This window comes from Pseudomonas sp. QLc11A (assembly GCF_052112305.1).
GTDB classification, from domain to species: domain Bacteria; phylum Pseudomonadota; class Gammaproteobacteria; order Pseudomonadales; family Pseudomonadaceae; genus Aquipseudomonas; species Aquipseudomonas laurylsulfatiphila.
Window position 1 is genome coordinate 23,081 of sequence record NZ_JAVAJJ010000017.1, and the last position, 21,579, is coordinate 44,659.

Genomic DNA, 21,579 nt, shown 5'->3' on the forward strand with positions numbered 1-21,579 from the left:
TCCAAGGAGAAACACTCATGTCTTATGTCGATGGTTTTATCGCTGCCGTACCCACCGCCAACCGTGGGCAATACCTCAAGCACGCGGAAATCGCCGCCTCGATCTTCAAGAAAAACGGTGCCTTGAGCGTGGTCGAATGCTGGGGCGAGGATGTGCCGGAAGGCAAGGTCACCTCGTTCCCGATGTCGGTGAAGCTCAAGGAGGGCGAAACCGTTGCCTTTGGCTGGATCATCTGGCCGGACAAGGCCACCCGCAATGCCGGGATGGACAAGATGATGCAGGACCCGCGCATGAAGCCGGACGTCAATCCGATGCCCTTCGATGGCCAGCGCATGGTGTACGGCGGGTTTGAAGTACTCCTCACGGCTTGATGCCGGACGCGGGATCACTCCGGCGTCGGGGTGATCCTGCAACTCTTGCGCTCGCGGATCTCGTCATCCGTCGGCCGCTCGCGGATGAACTCGAAGCGCGGCTCACCTTCGCTGTAATGCACCAGCCAGCCCCACTCCAGCTGGAGTTCATCCTGGCCTGGCGCGGGCGGTCTGGCCCACCATGGCTCTTTGCTGACGATCTGTCGCATGGTCCCCCCTCCGGTTTTGGGATGCCAGAACTATATATAACGCGCCTGGAGCACGTTGCCAGAAATCCGCTGGCCGGCAGGCGGGTGTTGAGTACACTCAAACAGTCTTCCCACAAGGAGTGCGGCATGAACGACGAAACCCGCGAGCCGATCAAGCGTCTGTTCTTTGCGCTGGACTGCGCCCCGGCCCAGCGCCGGGAAATCGCCCAATGGCGCAGTGCGCTGCAGCTGCGCAACGGACGACCGGTGCCGGCGGACAACTTTCACCTGACGTTGAAGTTTTTGGGCGCGGTGGGTGTGGCGCAGATCGCCGAGCTCTGCACCGCTGCGGCGTCCATCCGCACGCCGGGCGAGCGCTTGACGGTGGAGCTTGACCGGCTGGACGTATGGCGCAGGGCGGGGGCGTTGGTGCTCGCACCGCAGCAGGCGCCCCCGGCTTTGCTGCGTCTGGTCTATGCCCTGGAACAGGCGATGTTGCCGTTCGGGCTGGAGGAGGCCCCAAGGGAATATCGCCCACACCTGACCCTGGCGCGCGATTATCGGGCGCCGGTGCCGGAGTCCCCGACCGCGCCGCAATTCTTCCTGCATGCCGAGCGCTTCACCCTGTTCGAATCCCACAAGGGCCGTTATCGGGCGCTGGCTGAATGGCCGTTGATTGATCCATAAAAAAAGGCGCCCGAGGGCGCCAAATTCACCTGAACCGAGGGAGCCAGGTGAGGCCGTTCTACTTGCAGGAGAGGCAGCGGTGGTAAGGCGCTGCGTGAACGGAAATTGGTAGAGCTGAAATGTGTGCTGGATGTTCTGGCCTCATCGCGAGCAAGCTCGCTCCCACAGGGATAGCATGCCGTACCTGTGGGAGCGAGCTTGCTCGCGATGGCTATGTCAGGCTCAGCAAATCAATTGAGTGTATTACTGGCCGAGTTTCACCTTGGTCCAGCCTCGGGTCATGATCCGCTGGGTGGCGATCGGCTGGTCCGGTACGGCATAGAGCGTGGCCATCACCGCTTCCGACGGGTAGGAACCTGGTTCGTTGCGGATCGCTTCATCGACCAGTGGCGTGGCCGCCGCGTTGGCGTTGCTGTAGCCGATGTTGTTGGTGATGTCGGCGATCACGTCGGGGCGCATCAGGAAGTTCATGAACAGGTAAGCGTTCTCGACGTTGGCGGCATCGCGCGGGATCGCGAGCATGTCGTAGAAACTGGCGGCGCCTTCTTTCGGGATGCTGTAGTCGATCTTCACCTTGTCCCCGGCTTCCTGGGCGCGGGCCTTGGCCTGCAGCACGTCGCCGGAGTAACCGACGGCCACGCAGATGTTGCCGTTGGCCAGGTCCGAGATGTATTTCGACGAATGGAAGTACGCCACGTTCGGGCGAATCTTCATGAACAGCGCCTGGGCTTGGGCGATGTGTTGTTTGTCCTGATCGTTCACCGGGTAGCCCAGGTAGTGCAGGGCGGTCGGGATCATTTCGGTCGGCGAGTCGAGGAAGCTGATGCCGCAGGCCTTGAGCTTCTCGGCGTTTTCCGGTTTGAACAGCAGGTCCCAGGAGTTGGTCGGGGCGTTGGCGCCGAGCACTTCCTTGACCTTGGCCGGGTTGAAACCGATGCCGATCGAGCCCCACATGTACGGGATGGCGTGAGCGTTGTCGGGATCGCTCGCGGAGGCGTTTTTCAGCAGCACCGGATTGAGGTTGTTCCAGTTCGGCAGCTTCGACTTGTCCAGCGTCTGGTAGACGCCGGCCTTGATCTGCTTGGCCAGGAAACTGTTGGACGGCACGACGATGTCGTAGCCGGATTTGCCCGCCAGCAGGCGAGCTTCGAGGGTTTCGTTGCTGTCGAACACATCGTAGGTCACCTGGATGCCGGTCTCGTCTTCGAACTTCTTGACGGTGTCCGGGCCAATGTAATCCGACCAGTTGTAGACGCGCAGAACCTTGTCATTGGCCTGGGCGCCAGTGGCGATCGCGCCCAATAAGGACAGTGTCAGCAGAGTCCTGCCAAACATTTTCATCGGTACAACTCCATTTCTTTTTTATTCAAGATCACAAAACAGTGAACACAAAAACTGTGGCGAGGGCGCTTTTGTGGCGAGGGGGCTTGCCCCCGTTCGGCTGCGCAGCAGTCGTAAAACCAGCGAGTGCGGTGAAACTGAAACACCGCGGTTTCCGGTTTTGGGGCCGCTTCGCGACCCAACGGGGGCAAGCCCCCTCGCCACAAAAGCCCCCTCGCCACAGTTAATTCAGCAGCGGCTTAGGCGGTGGCCGCCGCCATCTGCTTCTTCGGTTGTTGCCAGGATTCGCTGGCGGTCTGGTCCATGGCTTCCTGGATCGCGCGTTTGCGGGAGGCTTCGGCACGGCGGCTGAAGTACCAGACCATGAAAGTCACGATCGACACGGCCAACAGGATCAGGCTGGCCACGGCGTTGATCTCGGGCTTGACCCCCAGACGTACCGCCGAGAACACTTCCATCGGCAGGGTCGTGGAACCCGGGCCGGAGACGAAGCTCGCCAGCACCAGGTCATCCAGCGACAGGGCGAACGACATCATGCCGCCGGCCGCCAGTGACGGCGCGATCATCGGGATGGTGATCAGGAAAAACACCTTGAACGGTTTCGCCCCCAGGTCCATGGCCGCTTCCTCGATGGACAGGTCCAGCTCGCGAAGGCGGGCGGAGACTACCACCGCAACATAAGCGGCACAAAACGTGGTGTGGGCGATCCAGATCGTCACGATGCCGCGTTCCATCGGCCAGCCGATCAACTGCGCCATGGCCACGAACAGCAGCAACAGCGACAGACCGGTGATCACCTCAGGCATCACCAGCGGCGCGGTGACCAGGCCACCGAACAGGGTACGACCCTTGAAGCGGGTAACGCGGGTCAGCACGAACGCGGCCAACGTCCCGAGTGCCACTGCTGCGATGGCGGTGTAGCAGGCGATCTCCAGCGAGCGCACTACCGAACCCATCAGTTGCGAGTTGTCGAGCAAACCGGCGTACCACTTGAACGACCAGCCACCCCACACCGTCACCAGCTTCGAGGCGTTGAACGAGTAGATCACCAGGATCAGCATCGGCAGGTAGATAAACGACAGGCCGAAAATCAGCATGAACTTTGAAAATCCGAAGCGTTTCATCCCCGTGCCTCCATCTCTTTGGCCTGACTGCGGTTGAACAGCAGAATCGGCACAATCAGGATCAACAGCATCACCACCGCCAGGGCAGACGCCACCGGCCAGTCGCGGTTGTTGAAGAACTCTTGCCACAACACACGGCCGATCATCAGGGTTTCCGGACCGCCCAGCAGTTCCGGAATCACGAACTCACCGACCACCGGAATGAACACCAGCATGCAGCCGGCGATGATGCCGTTCTTGGCCAGCGGCACGGTGATTTTCCAGAAGCTGTTGAAGGTGCTCGAACCCAGGTCCGACGCGGCTTCCAGCAGGCTCTGGTCGTGCTTGACCAGGTTGGCGTACAGCGGCAGCACCATGAACGGCAGGTACGCATACACCACGCCGATGTAAACAGCCATGTTGGTATTGAGGATCTCGATCGGCTGCGACGTCAGCCCGGTCCACATCAGGAACCCGTTGAGCAGGCCGTTGTTGCTCAGGATGCCCATCCACGCATACACGCGGATCAGGATCGCGGTCCAGGTCGGCATCATGATCAGCAGCATCAGCACGTTCTGCGCTTCCTTGCTGGCCTTGGTGATGGCGTAGGCCATCGGGAAGCCGATCACCAGGCACATCAGGGTGCTGAACAGCGCGACCTTCAACGAACCGAGATAAGCCGAGAGGTACAGTTCGTCCTGGCCCAGCAAGGTGTAGTTGCCGATGTTGAGCAACAGCTGGAATTTCTGCTCGGCGAAGGTGTAGATCTCCGAGTAGGGCGGAATGGCCAGGGCCGCTTCCGAGAAGCTGATCTTCATCACCAGGAAGAACGGCAACATGAAGAACAGGAACAGCCAGATGAACGGAATCCCGATGACGAACTTGCGCCCGCTGGGGACCAGTCTCAGAAATTGCTGATTGAAGGTTTTCATGCGCGCAGTACCACGCCGCTGTCGTCTTCCCACCACACGTAGACCTGATCGTCCCAGGTCGGACGTGCACCACGGCGTTCGGCGTTGGCCATGAACGACTGGACGATCTTGCCGCCAGGCAGCTCGACGTAGAACACCGAGTGCCCGCCCAGGTAGGCGATGTCATGCACCTTGCCGCTGGACCAGTTGTAGCGGTTGTCCGGCTTGACGGTGCTGACCAGCAGTTTTTCCGGGCGGATCGCGTAGGTGATCGACTTGTCCTGCACCGAGGTGCTGACGCCGTGACCGACGTAGATCTTCTGCTCCAGATCCGGGCTGTGGATGATCGCGTGACCTTCCAGGTCTTCCACCACGGTGCCGTCGAAGGCGTTCACGTTGCCGATGAATTCGCAGACCATGCGGCTGACCGGTGCTTCATAGATGTCGACCGGGCTGCCGATCTGGGCGATCCAGCCCAGGTGCATGATCGCGATGCGCTGGGCCATGGTCATGGCCTCTTCCTGGTCGTGGGTCACCATCACGCAGGTCACGCCCACGCGCTCGATGATCTCTACCAGCTCCAGCTGCATTTGCGAGCGCAGCTTTTTATCCAGGGCGCCCATCGGTTCGTCGAGCAGCAGCAGCTTCGGACGCTTGGCCAGGGAACGGGCCAGGGCCACGCGCTGACGCTGGCCTCCGGACAGTTGGTGCGGCTTGCGCTTGGCGTACTGGGTCATGTGTACCAGGCGCAGCATCTCCTGCACCCGGGCTTCGATCTCGGCCGCTGGCAAACGGTCCTGCTTGAGGCCGAAGGCGATGTTCTGCGCCACCGTCATGTGCGGGAACAAGGCGTAGGACTGGAACATCATGTTGATCGGTCGTTCGTACGGCGGCATGTCGGTGATGTCGACACCGTCGAGCAGAATCCGGCCTTCGGTCGGGCGCTCGAAACCGGCGAGCATGCGCAGCAGGGTCGATTTGCCGGAGCCGGAACCGCCGAGCAGGGCGAAGATTTCACCCTGGTGGATTTCCAGGGACACATCGTCCACTGCGGTGGTTTCGTCGAATTTCTTGGTGACGCGATCGACTTTCACCAGGACCTTTTTTGGTGCCTGGTGACCTTCAATAGCCTTCCTGTAAATGCTGGAGGCGTTTGCCATGTGAAACTCCCAACAGGTTTCAGTCGCCAGGCCAACACGGCCCGGCTTAATAGTGGATTGCAAACCCGTGAAGCCGGTCCGCGCTGATCCCTTGTAGGAGCGAGCCTGCTCGCGATGGTCGCCAACGATGACGCTGGCAGTCTGAATGCCCGCGATGTCCGGACATCCATCGCGAGCAGGCTCGCTCCTACAGGGGATTGCGTTTCCCGCTCCGGGTTAATTCGGCGTCGCCGTCCTGGCTGCCTGGGTCGTACTTGTTGTTATTGCAGTGTGTTGTTTTCGCGAACGGGGCACGCAAAGGCGCCTGCCCGCTCGCGTTGGGCAGTTAATCGTTGAATGTGGGTATCAGTTCGTCAGCGCGAGTGACGCAGTGCCGCCCGTTGCCGGCAGGCTTCGCCGAACGCCTGGAAAATACTCAAGTAAGGCGGGTTGTTCAGAACCTGCCATTCCGGGTGCCATTGCACACCGAGGGCGAAGGCCTTGCTGTGCTCGACCGAGATCGCTTCGATCAGGCCATCGGGTGCGACAGCTTCGGCGCGCAGGCCGGGCGCGAGGCGGTCGATGCCCTGGCTGTGAATCGAATTGACCTGGAACTCCGGTGGCAGGTCCAGGGCTTCGAACACGCCGCCGGGCTGCACATTCACCGCATGGGCGGGAGCGTATTGCACAGCCAGGTCCGGGTGGTTGGCCTCGCGGTGGTCGAGGAAGCCGGGAAGTTCATGGACTTTCTGATGCAGGCTGCCACCGAACGCCACGTTCATTTCCTGGAAGCCGCGGCAGATGCCGAGCACCGGAACGCCGGCAGCGATGGCTGCGCGGATCAGTGGCAGGGTGGTGCGGTCCCGTTGCGGATCGTGTTCCGTACCGGGGGCGCTGTCGGGGCCTTGATAGTGGAAGGGTTCCACGTTCGACGGCGAGCCGGTCAGCAACAGACCGTCGAGCTGCGGCAGCAGGTCATCGATTTCGGTCAGGTCGCCTAAGGAAGGAATAACGACAGGCAGCCCCAGCGCCGCAACGCTGACAGCACGCAAGTACTTGTCGCCGCTGATGTGGTAGGGGTGCAGGCCAATCTGTTTGACGCACGCAGTAACGCCGATCAATGGCTTGAATGCCATTTTTATCACCTCGAAGTTTCACACTTGAACGAGCTTTTCTGGAGCTTAGCCTTGTTGATTTTAATTAACAACTCCCATGTAAAAAATTCTAAACGCCGAACGTCCGATCTTCAGGATTTACGCGTGTTTGAGGGCGTATCTGGCACTCTCTTCCTTCTGAGAGGCCAGAAAATAAACGTTGAAAGGCCAGGTGTTCGCTATTGACTTCACTTTGCCTTTCGGATTGACTGGGATCGTGAAAGGGCGGTGAACATAATAATTAACAGTAAAAAATAGGTGCATCATGTCGGTCCCTCTGCGTACCGTTCAACTCAACGAAGCAAACGCATTCCTTAAGAAATATCCTGAGGTTTTGTACGTCGACCTTCTGATTGCGGATATGAACGGTGTGGTGCGCGGCAAGCGCATCGAGCGCACCAGTCTTCATAAGGTTTACGAGAAAGGCATCAACCTGCCGGCGTCTCTGTTTGCTCTGGACATCAATGGCTCCACGGTGGAAAGCACCGGCCTGGGTCTGGACATCGGCGACTCCGACCGGATCTGCTACCCAATCCCGGGCACCCTGAGCATCGAACCCTGGCAGAAGCGCCCGACTGCGCAACTGCTGATGACCATGCACGAACTCGAAGGCGAGCCATTCTTCGCCGACCCGCGTGAAGTGCTGGCCAATGTCGTGCGCAAGTTCGACGACATGGGCCTGACCATCTGCGCCGCGTTCGAACTGGAGTTCTACCTGATCGACCAGGACAACGTGAACGGTCGTCCGCAATCGCCACGTTCGCCGGTATCCGGCAAGCGTCCGATGTCGACCCAGGTGTACCTGATCGACGACCTCGACGAATACGTCGATTGCCTGCAAGACATTCTCGAAGGCGCGAAAGAGCAGGGCATCCCGGCTGACGCCATCGTCAAGGAAAGCGCCCCGGCGCAATTCGAAGTCAACCTGCATCACGTGGCTGACCCGATCAAGGCTTGCGACTACGCGGTCCTGCTCAAGCGTCTGGTGAAGAACATCGCCTACGACCACGAGATGGACACCACCTTCATGGCCAAGCCGTATCCGGGCCAGGCGGGCAACGGTCTGCACGTGCACATTTCGATTCTCGACAAAGAAGGCAACAACATCTTTGCCAGCGAGGATCCCGAGCAGAACGCCGCGCTGCGTCACGCGATCGGCGGTGTGCTCGAGACCCTGCCGGCGCAGATGGCGTTCCTCTGCCCGAACGTCAACTCGTACCGTCGTTTTGGTGCGCAGTTCTATGTGCCGAACTCGCCGAGCTGGGGCATCGACAACCGCACCGTGGCCGTGCGCGTGCCGACCGGCTCAAAGGACGCCGTGCGCATCGAACACCGCGTGGCCGGCGCCGACGCCAACCCGTACCTGCTGATGGCCTCGGTATTGGCCGGCGTGCACCACGGCTTGACCAACCAGATCGAGCCGGGCGCCCCGGTGGAAGGCAACAGCTACGAGCAGAACGAGCAGAGCCTGCCGAACAACCTGCGCGATGCCCTGCGCGAGCTGGACGACAGCGAAGTCATGGCGCGCTACATCGACCCGATGTACATCGACGTGTTCGTGGCGTGCAAGGAAAGCGAGCTGGCCGAGTTCGAGAACTCCATCTCCGACCTTGAGTACAACTGGTACTTGCACACAGTTTGATGGCGTTGGAGGTGCACACACATCCTGTGTGCGCCGCCAACCCCTGTGGGAGCGAGCTTGCTCGCGATAGCGGTCTGGCATTCAACATAGATGTCGACTGAATCACCGCTATCGCGAGCAAGCTCGCTCCCACAGGTACTGCGGCAATCTGATCCATGACCGAATGGCATCAGTCCGACGATCACTTATCGAGTCACAACCATGACAAACACTCGCAGCGACTGGGAGCAACGCTTCCAGTCCCTCTCCATTGAAGGTCGCGCATTCATTGACGGCCAATACTGCGCGGCCGCCAGTGGCACCACGTTCGAATGCTTAAGCCCGGTGGACGGCCGCTTCCTGGCGAACGTCGCCAGCACCGACGAAGCCGACGCCAATGCGGCGGTCGCCGTCGCGCGCCGCACCTTCGAATCCGGTGTGTGGGCCAACCTGGCCCCGGCCGAGCGCAAGCGCATCCTGATCCGTTTCGCCGACCTGATCCTGGCGAACCAGGAAGAACTGGCCCTGCTCGAAACCCTCGACATGGGCAAGCCGATCAGCGATTCCATGAGTATCGACATTCCGGCGACCGCCAACGCGATCCGCTGGACCGCCGAAGCCATCGACAAGATCTACGACGAAGTCGCCGCCACGCCCCACGATCAGTTGGGCCTGGTGACGCGCGAAGCGGCCGGTGTGGTCGCGGCCATCGTGCCGTGGAACTTCCCGCTGATCATGGCCAGCTGGAAATTCGCCCCGGCCCTGGCGATGGGCAATTCGTTCATCCTCAAGCCTTCGGAAAAGTCGCCGCTGACCGCGATCCGCATCGCGCAGCTGGCACTCGATGCCGGCATCCCGAAAGGCGTGTTCAACGTCCTGCCGGGCTACGGCCACACCGTGGGCAAGGCGCTGGCATTGCACATGGATGTCGACGTGCTGGCCTTCACTGGCTCCACGGCGATTGCCAAGCAGCTGATGATCTACGCCGGGCAAAGCAACATGAAACGCGTCTGGGCCGAAGCCGGGGGCAAGAGCGCGAACGTGGTGTTCGCCGATGCACCGGATCTGCGCGCGGCAGCACAGGCAGCGGCCAGCGCCATCGCCTTCAACCAGGGCGAAGTCTGCACCGCCGGTTCGCGCCTGCTGGTGGAGCGTTCGATTCGCGAGCAGTTCATTCCATTGTTGGTGGAAGCCTTGCAAGCCTGGAAGCCGGGCCACGCGCTCGATCCTGCGACCACCGTTGGCGCGGTCGTCGACCAGCGTCAACTGGACAACGTGCTGCGCTACATCGGCATCGGCAAGGAGCAGGGCGCCGAACTGATCGCCGGCGGCAGCCGCACCCTCGAAGACACCGGTGGCCAATACGTGCAGCCGACGATTTTCGACGGCGTGACCAACGCCATGACCATCGCCCGGGAAGAAATCTTCGGCCCGGTGCTGTCGGTCATCACCTTCGACACTGCTGAAGAAGCCCTGGCGATTGCCAACGACAGCATCTTCGGCCTGGCCGCTGGCGTCTGGACCCGCAACTTGAGCAAGGCCCACACCTTCGCCCGTGGCCTGCGTGCCGGCAGCGTCTGGGTCAACCAGTACGACGGCGGCGACATGACCGCGCCGTTCGGCGGGTACAAGCAGTCGGGTAACGGTCGGGACAAATCGCTGCACGCGTTCGACAAGTACACCGAGCTCAAAGCGACCTGGATCAAGCTCTAACAACAATAAAGCGGCGGTCGCCGGCAACCTGCGGCGGCCATCGGAGAAATTTATGAAACACAGCTCCAGCAATCAACAGCATGTAAACAGCTACTACGCCGCCACCCGCAACTTCACCGGCGATTTCCCGGTGCTGGAAGGGGCGGTGGACTGCGACGTCTGCGTGATCGGCGCCGGCTACACCGGCCTGTCCTCGGCGCTGTTCCTCGCCGAAGCGGGCTACAGCGTGACCGTGCTCGAAGCGGCCAAAGTCGGCTTCGGCGCCAGCGGTCGCAACGGCGGCCAACTGGTCAACTCCTACAGCCGCGACGTCGATGTCATCGAAGAGCGCTACGGCGACAAGACCGCCGAAGTGCTCGGCAGCATGATTTTCGAAGGCGCCGACATCATTCGTCAGCGCATACAGCACTACGACATCCAGTGCGATTACCGTCCCGGCGGCATCTTCGCGGCGATGAACAAGAAGCAACTCAAGGGCCTGGCCGAGCAGAAGAAAAGCTGGGAGCGCTACGGCAACAAGAACCTGACACTGCTCGGCGAAGCCGACATCAAGCGCGAAGTGGGTTCCGATGCCTACGTCGGCGGCCTGCTGGACATGCAGGGCGGCCACATTCACCCGCTGAACCTGGCCCTCGGCGAAGCCTCGGCGATCATCGGCCTGGGCGGCAAGATCTACGAGCAATCGGCGGCGGTGGAAATCACCTACGGCGAGCCGATCACCGTGCGCACGGCCAAAGGCGTGGTGAAGGCCAAGTACCTGCTGATCGCCGGTAACGCCTACCTGCCGCAAGGCCTGGACAACCGCGTGACCAGCAAGAGCATGCCGTGCGGTTCGCAGATCGTCGTCACCGAGCCGTTGTCGGAAAAGCAGGCCCGCAGCCTGATCAAGAACAACTACTGCGTCGAAGACTGCAACTACCTGCTCGACTACTACCGCCTGACCGCGGACAACCGCCTGCTGTACGGCGGTGGCGTGGTCTACGGTGCGCGCGAACCGAATGACATCGAGCAATTGATCCGTCCGAAAATCCTCAAGACCTTCCCGCAATTGAAGGACGTGAAGATCGACTACCGCTGGACCGGCAACTTCCTGCTGACCATGTCGCGCATGCCGCAATTCGGCCGTATCGAGAAAAACGCCTACTACATGCAGGGTTACAGCGGCCACGGCGTGACCTGCTCGCACCTGGCCGGCAAACTGATCTCGGAAATGATCCGTGGCGACGCCGAGCGTTTCGACGCGTTTGCCTCCTTGCCGCACATGCCGATGATCGGCGGGCGCACTTTCTCGGCACCGCTGACCGCCCTGGGCGCCGTGTACTACTCGCTGCGCGACCGTTTCGGCATCTAAGCCTTACCTCGCCGGCGGCATCCAAAAAAAGATGCCGCCGGATTTTTAACACTAGAAACACTGCCGTCCCCTGTGGGAGCGAGCCTGCTCGCGAAGAGGCCATATCAGCCAAAACAGATGTCGCCTGACACACCGCTTTCGCGAGCAGGCTCGCTCCCACAGATCGTTTTTTTCTGCCGTTTATCGAACCTGCTGAGCATTACCAACAAACGTGATTTAATAGCCGCCTTTCACGTTTCCGGGACCGGAAAACGGCGTGATCCGCGCCTGTACTCCACCCCTCCATTATCCCTGTAGGAGCGAGCTTGCTCGCGAAAACGCCAGTTCAATCAACATCAATGTTGAGGCTAGAATCGCAATCGCGAACACACTCGCTCCTACGGGTTGGCACATAAGGCTGTCATGGACACGGGCTCACGACTCAAATTAGTACGCGAAAGCTACAAACTGTCCCAGCGCGAGCTGGCCCGGCGTAGCGGCGTCACCAATGCAACCATCTCCCTGATCGAACAGAATCGGGTCAGTCCCTCCGTCAGCTCCCTGAAGAAATTGCTGGAGGGCATCCCCATGTCCCTGGCCGACTTCTTCACCTTCGATCAGCCACCCCGCGAACACCAGTACGTCTTCCGCGCCAACGAACAGCCCGACCTCGGCCGCCACGGCCTGCGCCTGCTGCTGATCGGCGCGTCCGTACCGAGCCGGCAGATGCGCCTGCTGCGCGAGCAATACGCACCGGGCGCAAGCTCCGGCGAAGAGCCGATCGTGCATTCCGAAGGCGAGGAGTGCGGGCTGGTGACCCGTGGCACGGTTGAGTTGACCGTGGATGGCCAGGTGAGTGTGCTGAACGCCGGGGATGGCTATTACTTCCCGACGACCTTGCCGCACAGGTTTCGCAACATCGGGGCGGATGAAGCGGAGATTATCAGCGCGAACACGCCGGCGAACTTCTGACAACCGCTTTTCGGGCAGGGTTCATCAGGACCGGCCTTTAAAACCCGCATTTGATGCGGGTTTTTTTATCATTCGAATCGGGTTACAGCCAGGCATCTTGAAGTGCAGCGCTGGTCATTTGCGCTGCTCAAGACGAAACACTGCACCCTTTGCGGGTTATCTCGATCTGTTGGTAGTCGGCGCGTGTTTCTTTCTGCAGGGTGGCCAACAGAGCCAAAGTGGCTTGCGGATCATTGAGCGGTAATGTCTTGAGTACCTCGACATCAACCTCCCACCACTTGCTGTTGATCAGTGCCTCAATCAACTCGGGTGTGTGCCGATACTTGACGACTTTTGCCGGGGTGCCGGCAACAATGGCGTACGGTGGCACGTCATGGGCAACCAGGGCGCGGGTTGCGATGACTGCGCCGGTGCCTATGTTCACACCTTCCAGGATCATCGCGCTATGGCCGATCCAGACGTCATGCCCAATCGTGATGTCCGCAACCTCCGGGTCATAAATCAGCGCAGTGTCGGTATATTGAAAGGGATGTGAACTGAGCCAGTCCAACGGATGCGAGCTCTTTTGTTGGCCGATAAAACAGCTGCTACCGATGGAGCAAAACCTGCCAATGGAGGAGACCGCCGAAAGGACGCAGTCACTGCGGATATAGGTATGCGCACCGATTTCGAGCTTTTTTGACTCTATGACCACATGCCCAAGCGTTACGCCTTCTTCAATGGTCAGTGTCGATCTTTTGTGCAGTGACAATACACCGCCCGCCACTTTGCATTTGTGTTTGCGAATCCATCTTTTCCAGTAACTATTTCGCAAATAACTGATTATTTTTTTCATGAAAAGCTGTCTTGGATATCCGTTACAGGGCTTGGCCTGGCCCCATGAGCCAACAGTCGAGTCTAAATGTATCGGCCGGGGAGATGGATTTTTTAGACGTTTTTCAATAATCGCTTTTTTGCATCTCAGTCTGCTGATGGCTGCTGTAGCCAACAGAACGGTGGCCATTGAAAACCCGCAGAAATGCGGGTTTTTTGCGCTTGAAAAATGTCACTGCTTCTTCGGCACCTCAAACCCCCGCTGCTCAATCACCCCAAACACATCCCGTACATCCTGCAGCAGAATCCGCGAAATGTTGCTGACGGTGTTGATGTCGTTTTCGGCGTAGTCGGGGAGGCTGGTGCAGGCCATGAGGTTGAGGTATTGCAGGACGGCGTTGAGGCGTTCGGCGGCGCAGTTGTGGAGTTCGCGCAGCGGGGCGTCGCTGTCGATGAGGAGGACGGGGTAGCTGGTGGCGATTTGTTTCATGGGGGTGAAGCGGCGGGGTGGGTTGTTCATCATTTTGATATTTACTCAAAAAATAAATGAAGCGCCACCTGCTTGCTGCGAATCAATTGGGTGGCAGCTGTACGCGGGTTCGCAGACCGAGGAAGACAACCCAAAACCCGGCAGATCCGGAGATCTCCCACGTACAACCGCCATAAAACGTAAATCCGACGCAGTTTGCCAGAATTGTTGTTTGACGGTCTAAGGCTTGTTTCCTTCGGGCTGCGAAACCCAATCGCCAACTCAAGTCAGCGACGGGCGCACATTAGGCGTCGATTTCCAGCGCTGCAACCGGCCTGTAGGACGCCCAATACCCCCTGTGGCAAGGGAGCTTGCTCCCGTCCGGCGGCTCTGCCGCCGTAAAATCAGGCACTGCGAAGTGTCTGAGGAAATGAGTTGCAAGGTATGAGGGCCGCTTCGCAGCCCGGCGGGAGCAAGCGCCCTCGCCACAAAGGGGCAAGTCCTACAAGTTTTTCGGACGTCAAGATTGAACGTTCGTCGGATGGCGGGTTGCTACCATCGCAATTGCCTGCCGATATCAACACGGCTGCTAAGCTTGGTCGTTGCAGTGCCCGAGCGCCAATCCTGCTCACGCTGCGAGGGTAATCACGGAGTGCGACATCCATTCCTGTCGGCAACCTGCACGGAGGCAGGCGATGGTGATCATGAGCATGGCCGATTCGACGGCGGCGGGGGTTCCCGAGCCGCTCGATCGGGAAGAAATCGAGCGGGTGCTGGCGCTGTTGCTGGTCAGCCCGTTGTTTGCCAAATCCAGGCGCATGGGCAGTCTGTTGCGCTTTCTGGTCGAGCACGACCTTCAGGCTTGTAATACGCCGCTGACCGAACACGCCATCGGCATCGCGGTGTTTCGTCGTGACCCGGCAGTGTATTGCACCGGCGACGATCCGGTGGTGCGGGTGCAGGTGGGGCGCCTGCGGCGCAAGCTCGCAGCGCATTACGCCGGTAACGGCCAGCAGGACCCGGTGCGCTTCAGCATTCCACCCGGGTGTTATCGCTTGACCTATCAGCGGCTGCGGCCCAAGGGCGTCGGCACGCGCCATCCTGTGGTCCAGATCCAGCCGTTTACCTGCCTCACCCGCGATGGCAATGACTTTGCGCGGGGCTTGTGCGAGGAGTTGAGTTGCCGACTGTTCGAGTCGTTCGAGCAGGCGCAGACCGGGACCAATCATGTGTTGATGCGGGTGGCACGCAACAGTGAGCCGGTAGCGGACTTCAAGCGTGGCGGGCGTTACAGCTATTGCCTGGAGGGTAGCGTGCGGGTCGAGCCTTTGCGGGTGCGCGCGTCATTGCGCCTGGTGGATGTGGCGCAGGGGCGGATTCGCTGGTCGGCGCAGTTCGATCGTGACCGACCCTATGGCATCGCCACCCAGGAGGACCTTGCGCAGTCGATCTGTCGCTCGCTGACGGGCTACTTCGCCACGGCGGGTAAAGAGAAGTGAAAGGGCAACCGCAAGGTTGCCCTGGCATGACGGTTACACGGTTTTCCACTGACCGCCTTCGTAAAGGCGACCTGCGGTGTTATCGAACGTCAGGTCGATTTCGATCGCCTTGGAGCGTGAGGTACTGAACATGGTGCTGGTCTGCACGTTCTGTTCGAACCACACGAGGATGGTTTCCACCGGCGTCAGCACGGTTTCACCGGTGACCACCTGATCCACCGCAACGTAAATGGGCGTGCTGACCTGATTGCCATCAATGCCGGTAGAGAGCTGGTTGATACCCGGATGGATGGGGGCGTAGTCGTTTACAAAGGTCATGGAAATGCTCGGCCCCCCGGTAACCGCCGAACTCAGCAGACCGTGCTCATCGAGTGTCGATGTTTGCCCCAGGCCGATATTGACGATGTTGGTCGAGACTTTGACCTGCACATTGGCCTTGAACAGGTTGGACGCAAACATCTGATATTGAGGCGTCCAGCTGAACTCGTTGTTGCTCAGGTAAGCGTCATAGGACTGCCAGACCACGTTGTAGTCGGCGTCTCCCACTTTCTTGGCAAAGCACAGCTTGTAGCCGGACTTCTTCAGCAGCGTCAGGTCGCCGGCGGCGATTTCGATGGTGACGGTTTTTTCCGAAGCCGCCAGGGCCGACCTCAGTACCCGGCCGTAATCCGACGCCTTCAGTTGCGTTGCACCCATGATCGACTTGACGGCTTCTTGCACATCATTGTGAAGCTGCTGGCTCTGTTGGCTGACAGCGATTGACTTGCTCATGGTTTCCCTCTTCCTTGGTGGTGTGTTGGGCAAACAATGGGCTGCTGGCGCTTGGCGCTGCAGTGCATTGACGGTTTCACTCTAGGGTCGAGGGGCAGGGCGGCTAAGTGTCTTGGTGTTACAAGCGGGTATCGGGGTTGTATCAGGGGCCGGGTCAGCGGGGCAGCCGATCAGCCGCCCCGCTTTGACCTCAGGCGGCCCGGGCATCGGCCCAGACGAAGTTCCAGCTGGTGCGTTTGCCCTTGGCAATCTCGATCAGCTTGTTCTCGTACACCGTGTGATTGACCACGCCGGTGTAGGTCAGGGTGCGGGCGGCATTGGTCCCGGTGACCTCGCCCGGCGCGCCGCCCGACTCGACCATGGCTTTTTTCATGTCGGCATCCGACGGGGCGCTGCTCTGGTTTTTTTCCACTTTGACGAAACTCATGATTCACCTCTTCCGTGATGGGGGGATCGGTGCTGGCGCGGGCCGACAAGTCGACGACCCTGTTTCACACCGACGGCCATACTTTATTGGCCCGTTCGGTGGCGCAGAAGTGACAACTGCGGCGCTGAGGTAACAGCGCTACGCATTGAAGTATCTGCGACGTATCAAGCGTGGACTCACATCGAAGAAGATTGCTTCTCGATAAACCCGCGAATCGCCGCAATCGTCTGCGTCGATACTTCCTCTATCAGCCAATGCCCAGTTCCCGGAATCAGCACTTCCATGCGCCGGGGCGGGCGTCGAGTTTGGCGTTCGGTGACTCGATGGAACCAACTCCGTCAATGACGTCTAAAATTAAGGGAATATTCCCGCCACGAAGGAACGACTCATGATCAAGTCTCGATCGTTGATTGCAGCAATCACCTGCCTGGCCCTGGCCAGCGGCTCAGTGACTGTGCTGGCTGATCCAGGAAACGGCCAGGGCAACAACAAGGCCAACCATGGCAATCAGGGCAACCAGGGCAACAAGAACAAGAATTCTGGCGGCGGGGACTGGAGTCATGGTCCCAGCATCAATCGCAGCAGCGTGCTCGAAATCATTGGCGCAAGCACAGGCTACTGGAGCCCCGGGCCTGCCTTGCCACCGGGTATTCAAAAGAACCTTGCCCGAGGCAAGCCGCTTCCACCGGGCATTGCCAAAAAGCTGGATGGTCGACTGGTCGGCAGGTTGCCTCACTATGACGGTTACGAGTGGCAGCAAGTCGGCACGGATCTGATCCTGGTCGCGTTGGCCACCGGGCTTGTTTATGAAATTCTCAATGGTGTGTTCGATTGATGTGTGAGTGGACTTCCAGCCGCCTGTCGTCGGGCTGGAACTGTTTGAGGGATATCGCGTCATACGTCACGCGATATCAACCACCTACGGAAGCAATCATGCTTTTCAAAAACAAGAGTCTCGTTGCTGTAATGTCATGCGCCATGATGCTTGCAGCCGCCCCTTTGCTGCCTGATGGCCTGTCGATCATGGGTTCCGCCTACGCGAAGGACGGCGGTGGCGGTGGCGGCGGCGGTGGAAACGGTGGCGGCGGTGGAAATGGCGGCGGCGGTGGAAATGGCGGCGGAAACGGTGGCGGAAACGGTGGAGGCCACGGCGGCGGCATGGGTGGCGGACACGCCGGCACAGGCCACTCCGGCAGTAACGGCCGCGGCAACGGGCTGGACAGCGACCATGCCGGCAAATCCGTGCGCGACCATGGTCTGAGCGGGAACCACTACGGTAGTGAGCGCAACGATGACAACGGTCATGGCAGCACGACCTCAGGCATCGCCAACTCCAAGGACACTCGCGGCCTCTCCAAGGCCAGGGCTATTTCGGCTTCGACGCCGGGTGAACACAACACCAAAGGCTTGAGTAAAGCCGGGATGTCGACCTCGAAAAAAACCCATTGAGTTCACAGCAGTAGCGAGCAGTTTCAGAAAAACCAAAAGCCCGCTGAAAAGCGGGTTTTTTGCGTCTGGCATTTGTTCGCCGGACATGGCTTTCGGCACAGAAGCTGGCCGCACACCGGGCCATGCACGGACAGAAAACGAGCCACCCGGACACATCGCGCAGTGATTTGCGTTTGCAGGCGATTTGTCATGTTCAGCGTCAATGCAATGTAGATATTGGTCAGCCCAACGTGATTCCAATGAGGCTGCCCTGTGTTCCAACGACTTGTGTGTTCGCTGTCTGTTTTGAGCCTGTCCATCGCTGCCGCTCAGGCGGCTGAGACGGTTCCCCTCAACACCCCACGCCTGAAGAGCATCGACAATTTTCGCGATGTCGCCGGTCTCACCACGGCATACACCACAGCCAACGACGGCACGATGCGTGGCGGGGTGTTTTACCGCTCCAACGCGTTGACGCCTTCGGCGGCGGATCTGGCGACCCTCAACGGCCTTGGCATCAAGGCGGTCTACGACCTGCGCACGCCCACCGAGATCGCCGCCACGCCCGACACAATGCTCACGGGCGCGACCTATAGCAACATCGACATCATCGGCGGCTCTACGTCTGGCGCGAACGTCACCAACATCGCGTTCCACAGCGCCGCCGAAGCCACCGCGATGATGCAGGACACCAACCGTGACTTCGTCAGGAACGCGGGGATGCGCAGCGAGTTCAACCAGTTGTTCAATGAACTGGCCACGGTCGACGGTGCCGCGCTGTTCCATTGCACCGCCGGCAAGGACCGCACGGGCTGGACTGCCGCTGTGCTGCAAAGCATCGCCGGGGTCGACGATGCCACTATCATGAGCAATTACCTGGCGACCAACGACTACACCGCCGAGCGCATCAGGGCGACCCTGGCGGCGTTGCCACCGAGCCTGGCGACCATCTATGGGCCGCTGATCGGTGTGGAGGCCAGTTACCTGCAAGCCGGCCTGGACCAGGTGACCGCGCAGTACGGCACCATGGACAACTACCTCAAGCAAGGCCTGGGTCTGTCCCAGGAAACCCTCTACGTGCTGCGCGGCAAGATGGTGTTCTACAACAGCTTGCCTGGCGCAGCGGACCTGGCGGGCAACGCTGCGGCCGGCGCGCAGTTGTTGCAACAACTGCAGAACAGCAACCTGTCAGGCACCTACAGCGCCTACAACTACTACCTGCAATCGGCCATCGATGCGCGCAGCCTCGGCGGCGTCGAGTCTACCGTTGGCGGCCAGGTGCATGCCGACGCTGCCAGCTACCTGCTGCGCCAGGGCGCGATGATCGATCAGGCTGCTGCGCCTTTCACCAGTGGCACCGACCTCAAGACCGGGCAATATCGTCTGTGGAGCACGGCCCTGGCGGGGTATCTGGGCACCGACGGCTCCTCTCAGGCCTCCAGCAGCAACGAGCATAGCCAGGGCATGATGATTGGCCTGACCCAGCGCTTTTCCGAACAGCTCAGCGCCCATGCCGGCTTCGGCTACAGCCGCGGCAATGTCGGTGGCGCCGGTGGCGAGGCCGATACCGACCTGACCTTCTTCAGCGTCGGTGCCCGCTTTGCACCGAACGGTCTGGAGCGCGGCCTGTTTGTGGATGCCGATGCCAGCGCCGGTTATCTCGATTACGAGAGCAAGCGAGAGCTCGGCGGCGGCCTGGGCACGGCCAAGGGCGACAGCCATGGCAACCTCACCGGTGCGACCCTGGCCGTGGGCTACCGGGTTCCGGTGAACGGCGTGACCCTCGAGCCAAGCCTCGGTGTGCGGATCAGCCACGTCAATCTGTCGGGCTTCCAGGAAAAAGGCAGCGAGCTGGCGCTGGACGTCGATGGCTTCCACGAGACCCGCAAGAGCGCGGTGGCCAACCTCAACGCATCCTTTGCACCGGTCAGCCTGGGCGCCTGGCAACTGGTGCCGGGGGTGCAAGTGGGCTACGAGCACGTGCTGGGCGACCCTGAAGTCGACAGCGAAGGGCACCTGCTGGGCCTGGACATCGAGCAACAGGCCGCCTTCGACAACCGTGACCAGTTCACCGGTGGCGTCAACGTCATGGCCAACCTTGGACCGTGGAACGTGGGGGCAGAAATCGGCGCCAGCGGTGGCGGCGACAGCCACGGCTTCAATGGCGGGCTGAAGGCCAGCTATCTGTTCTGACGATCAGTCAAGGCAATCTGTGGGAGCGGGCTCGCGATAGTGATCTGACAGGCACATTGATATTGAGTCTTGCGGCCCCTTCGCGGGCAAGCCCGCTCCCACAGGTTGTGTGTCGTGCCCGGATCATGTGGCAAGCACAAAACTTTGTGGGAGCGGGCTTGCCCGCGAAGAGGCCATGTCAGTCGACAGAGATGTTGAATGTCACTCCGCCTTCGCAAGCACTCCCGCTAATCCCTCAATGGGTCGCCATCGGCCGAGTTCGCACACCCTTTCTCACGTCTGCGGGGCTGATGCCGTAGGCGCTCTGGAAATACTGGCAAAACCGCCCGACGTTGCTGAAGCCGTATTGCAGAGCTACGTCTGTTACCGACGGCGCCGCCCCCTGGGACAGCGCGGCAAAGGCGCGTTCCAGGCGTACCTGGCGCTGATAGGCAACGATCGAAGTGCCCATGGAACGCTGAAAACCCTCCTGCAAGGCGCGCAGGCTGACATGGGTCAGTTGCGCCAGCTCCGTGCCACTTGCCAGGTGCTCGGGGTGCGCCTGGATGTACTCGACGGCCAGCTTCACATGCCGCGGCGCTATCAGTGGAGAGGGGCGCTGGAGGGCTTCGGTGAAGTTGTGCGGCCAGGTTTCGAGCACCGCATCGACCAGCATTTCGCGAAGACGCGAAGGCATCAGCGAACCGCTGTTGATCAGCAGGTCGAACTCGCTGCCCGTGGCCAGTTCGATCAATGCCCGGATGCCCTGCAAGGCCGATGCCTTCAGATCCACCATCGGTTCGAACTGCACCTTTTGCAGAATGGGTTTGCCCAGCAGTGTCGACAGGCGCTCGGTGATCAGCCGACGGCTGATCGATATCCCGTGCTGTGCGTGGTTATCGACAAAGCGCGCCGAGCGGACTTCGGCCTTGTCGATCGCCAGGCCGATCTGCGCGAAACCTACCGACTCGGTGACGTGGTTGAAGATGATCTTGCCGGCGGTAGGAATGACGAAGGTGATTTCATCAAGGGGCGCGGGAAAGTCCACCGTAAAGTCGCCGCGATAATGCATGCGCCGAAAACTGACACCTTCGTGCCGGCCGTAGACCCCGCCGATGATGATGTTTTTCGGCGGTGGCGGGGAGTCGGCATACAGGTTGCCGAACAGGTTCGAGAACAACGCGCCAAAGTCGTCGCAGCTCATGTCGTTGGACCTGATGATGATTTGCTTGCGCGTCGTGCTTGCGTACACCTGAAGTGTCACCTTGAGCGGATGGGCAAAGCCCTGGTACAGGGAATTGGCGATCGGAGATCGAGCGGGTGCGGATCGGGAAAGCGTCAGGACGTTATCAGTGAGTAATGACAGGTTTGTTACCGGTTGCTGCTGTCGTCGCCGGCCCCCGTTTCCGTTCACCCGACGCCACCGCTCGCACCGGACAATCGGTGGCACGAGCGGTACCGGGGCGTGGG

The 21,579-nt window shown here is 60.3% G+C and carries 21 protein-coding genes; 10 read left to right on the forward strand and 11 right to left on the reverse strand.

Annotated elements, in window-relative coordinates; genetic code table 11:
* Positions 1 to 17 precede the first annotated feature (17 nt).
* On the forward strand, positions 18 to 371 hold the full coding sequence (locus Q8X48_RS22390; RefSeq protein ID WP_126046171.1) for a DUF1428 domain-containing protein: 354 nt from the start codon (positions 18 to 20) through the stop codon (positions 369 to 371).
* Between the two features lie 14 nt (positions 372 to 385).
* On the opposite strand, the gene Q8X48_RS22395 is transcribed toward Q8X48_RS22390, so the two are convergent.
* Positions 386 to 580 carry a hypothetical protein gene (locus tag Q8X48_RS22395; protein ID WP_407801898.1) on the reverse strand — a complete coding sequence of 65 codons (195 nt, stop codon included), beginning with the start codon at positions 578 to 580 and terminating at the stop codon, positions 386 to 388.
* Positions 581 to 706: 126 nt separating this feature from the next.
* Here Q8X48_RS22395 and thpR point away from each other — a divergent pair, with 126 nt between their 5' ends.
* On the forward strand, positions 707 to 1,246 hold the full coding sequence (thpR, locus tag Q8X48_RS22400; protein ID WP_015095586.1) for an RNA 2',3'-cyclic phosphodiesterase: 540 nt from the start codon (positions 707 to 709) through the stop codon (positions 1,244 to 1,246).
* Between the two features lie 243 nt (positions 1,247 to 1,489).
* Here the strand turns inward: thpR and Q8X48_RS22405 are convergent, their stop codons facing one another.
* The 5 genes from Q8X48_RS22405 to Q8X48_RS22425 form a co-directional block, all read right to left on the reverse strand.
* Positions 1,490 to 2,587 carry a polyamine ABC transporter substrate-binding protein gene (locus Q8X48_RS22405; protein WP_407801899.1) on the reverse strand — a complete coding sequence of 366 codons (1,098 nt, stop codon included), beginning with the start codon at positions 2,585 to 2,587 and terminating at the stop codon, positions 1,490 to 1,492.
* Between the two features lie 239 nt (positions 2,588 to 2,826).
* A complete protein-coding gene (locus tag Q8X48_RS22410; RefSeq protein ID WP_095967788.1) occupies positions 2,827 to 3,711 on the reverse strand; it encodes an ABC transporter permease subunit in 885 nt (294 codons plus the stop codon).
* Positions 3,708 to 4,622, reverse strand: coding sequence for an ABC transporter permease subunit (locus Q8X48_RS22415; RefSeq protein WP_407801900.1), 915 nt, complete (start codon positions 4,620 to 4,622; stop codon positions 3,708 to 3,710). Before Q8X48_RS22415 ends, Q8X48_RS22410 begins: the two co-directional genes overlap by 4 nt.
* Positions 4,619 to 5,761, reverse strand: coding sequence for a polyamine ABC transporter ATP-binding protein (gene potA, locus Q8X48_RS22420; RefSeq protein ID WP_007982155.1), 1,143 nt, complete (start codon positions 5,759 to 5,761; stop codon positions 4,619 to 4,621). The genes Q8X48_RS22415 and potA overlap by 4 nt, the downstream gene beginning before the upstream one ends.
* A gap of 353 nt (positions 5,762 to 6,114) precedes the next feature.
* Complete coding sequence (locus Q8X48_RS22425) at positions 6,115 to 6,876, reverse strand: gamma-glutamyl-gamma-aminobutyrate hydrolase family protein (RefSeq protein ID WP_217835519.1); 762 nt, start codon at positions 6,874 to 6,876, stop codon at positions 6,115 to 6,117.
* Positions 6,877 to 7,159: 283 nt separating this feature from the next.
* On the opposite strand from Q8X48_RS22425, the gene Q8X48_RS22430 reads away from it, so the two are divergent.
* The 4 genes from Q8X48_RS22430 (at position 7,160) to Q8X48_RS22445 (ending at position 12,530) form a co-directional block, all read left to right on the forward strand.
* Complete coding sequence (locus Q8X48_RS22430; protein ID WP_007975260.1) at positions 7,160 to 8,536, forward strand: glutamine synthetase family protein; 1,377 nt, start codon at positions 7,160 to 7,162, stop codon at positions 8,534 to 8,536.
* A gap of 201 nt (positions 8,537 to 8,737) precedes the next feature.
* Positions 8,738 to 10,228 carry an aldehyde dehydrogenase gene (locus Q8X48_RS22435; RefSeq protein ID WP_407801901.1) on the forward strand — a complete coding sequence of 497 codons (1,491 nt, stop codon included), beginning with the start codon at positions 8,738 to 8,740 and terminating at the stop codon, positions 10,226 to 10,228.
* A gap of 52 nt (positions 10,229 to 10,280) precedes the next feature.
* Positions 10,281 to 11,579, forward strand: a complete 1,299-nt coding sequence (locus Q8X48_RS22440) for an NAD(P)/FAD-dependent oxidoreductase (RefSeq protein ID WP_015095579.1) — start codon at positions 10,281 to 10,283, stop codon at positions 11,577 to 11,579.
* Between the two features lie 402 nt (positions 11,580 to 11,981).
* Positions 11,982 to 12,530: a cupin domain-containing protein gene (locus Q8X48_RS22445; protein ID WP_007975263.1), complete on the forward strand. Its 549-nt coding sequence runs from the start codon at positions 11,982 to 11,984 to the stop codon at positions 12,528 to 12,530.
* A 127-nt stretch (positions 12,531 to 12,657) separates the two neighbouring features.
* Here the strand turns inward: Q8X48_RS22445 and Q8X48_RS22450 are convergent, their stop codons facing one another.
* Positions 12,658 to 13,365 carry a CatB-related O-acetyltransferase gene (locus Q8X48_RS22450; protein WP_407801973.1) on the reverse strand — a complete coding sequence of 236 codons (708 nt, stop codon included), beginning with the start codon at positions 13,363 to 13,365 and terminating at the stop codon, positions 12,658 to 12,660.
* A 210-nt stretch (positions 13,366 to 13,575) separates the two neighbouring features.
* A complete protein-coding gene (locus Q8X48_RS22455) occupies positions 13,576 to 13,866 on the reverse strand; it encodes a fructose-bisphosphate aldolase (RefSeq protein ID WP_407801902.1) in 291 nt (96 codons plus the stop codon).
* Between the two features lie 641 nt (positions 13,867 to 14,507).
* On the opposite strand from Q8X48_RS22455, the gene Q8X48_RS22460 reads away from it, so the two are divergent.
* Complete coding sequence (locus Q8X48_RS22460; RefSeq protein WP_407801903.1) at positions 14,508 to 15,311, forward strand: hypothetical protein; 804 nt, start codon at positions 14,508 to 14,510, stop codon at positions 15,309 to 15,311.
* A 33-nt stretch (positions 15,312 to 15,344) separates the two neighbouring features.
* Here Q8X48_RS22460 and Q8X48_RS22465 read toward each other — a convergent pair whose 3' ends face one another.
* Positions 15,345 to 16,082: a hypothetical protein gene (locus Q8X48_RS22465; RefSeq protein WP_407801904.1), complete on the reverse strand. Its 738-nt coding sequence runs from the start codon at positions 16,080 to 16,082 to the stop codon at positions 15,345 to 15,347.
* Between the two features lie 190 nt (positions 16,083 to 16,272).
* Complete coding sequence (locus Q8X48_RS22470; RefSeq protein WP_095967779.1) at positions 16,273 to 16,509, reverse strand: hypothetical protein; 237 nt, start codon at positions 16,507 to 16,509, stop codon at positions 16,273 to 16,275.
* 388 nt (positions 16,510 to 16,897) lie between these two features.
* Here Q8X48_RS22470 and Q8X48_RS22475 point away from each other — a divergent pair, with 388 nt between their 5' ends.
* From Q8X48_RS22475 to Q8X48_RS22485, 3 genes are all read left to right on the forward strand, one after another.
* Positions 16,898 to 17,344: an anti-virulence regulator CigR family protein gene (locus tag Q8X48_RS22475; RefSeq protein WP_407801905.1), complete on the forward strand. Its 447-nt coding sequence runs from the start codon at positions 16,898 to 16,900 to the stop codon at positions 17,342 to 17,344.
* Positions 17,345 to 17,442: 98 nt separating this feature from the next.
* Positions 17,443 to 17,958, forward strand: a complete 516-nt coding sequence (locus Q8X48_RS22480) for a hypothetical protein (RefSeq protein ID WP_407801906.1) — start codon at positions 17,443 to 17,445, stop codon at positions 17,956 to 17,958.
* 252 nt (positions 17,959 to 18,210) lie between these two features.
* Complete coding sequence (locus tag Q8X48_RS22485; RefSeq protein ID WP_407801907.1) at positions 18,211 to 20,130, forward strand: tyrosine-protein phosphatase; 1,920 nt, start codon at positions 18,211 to 18,213, stop codon at positions 20,128 to 20,130.
* Between the two features lie 235 nt (positions 20,131 to 20,365).
* On the opposite strand, the gene Q8X48_RS22490 is transcribed toward Q8X48_RS22485, so the two are convergent.
* On the reverse strand, positions 20,366 to 21,313 hold the full coding sequence (locus tag Q8X48_RS22490; RefSeq protein WP_407801909.1) for a helix-turn-helix transcriptional regulator: 948 nt from the start codon (positions 21,311 to 21,313) through the stop codon (positions 20,366 to 20,368).
* Between the last annotated feature and the right edge of the window lie 266 nt (positions 21,314 to 21,579).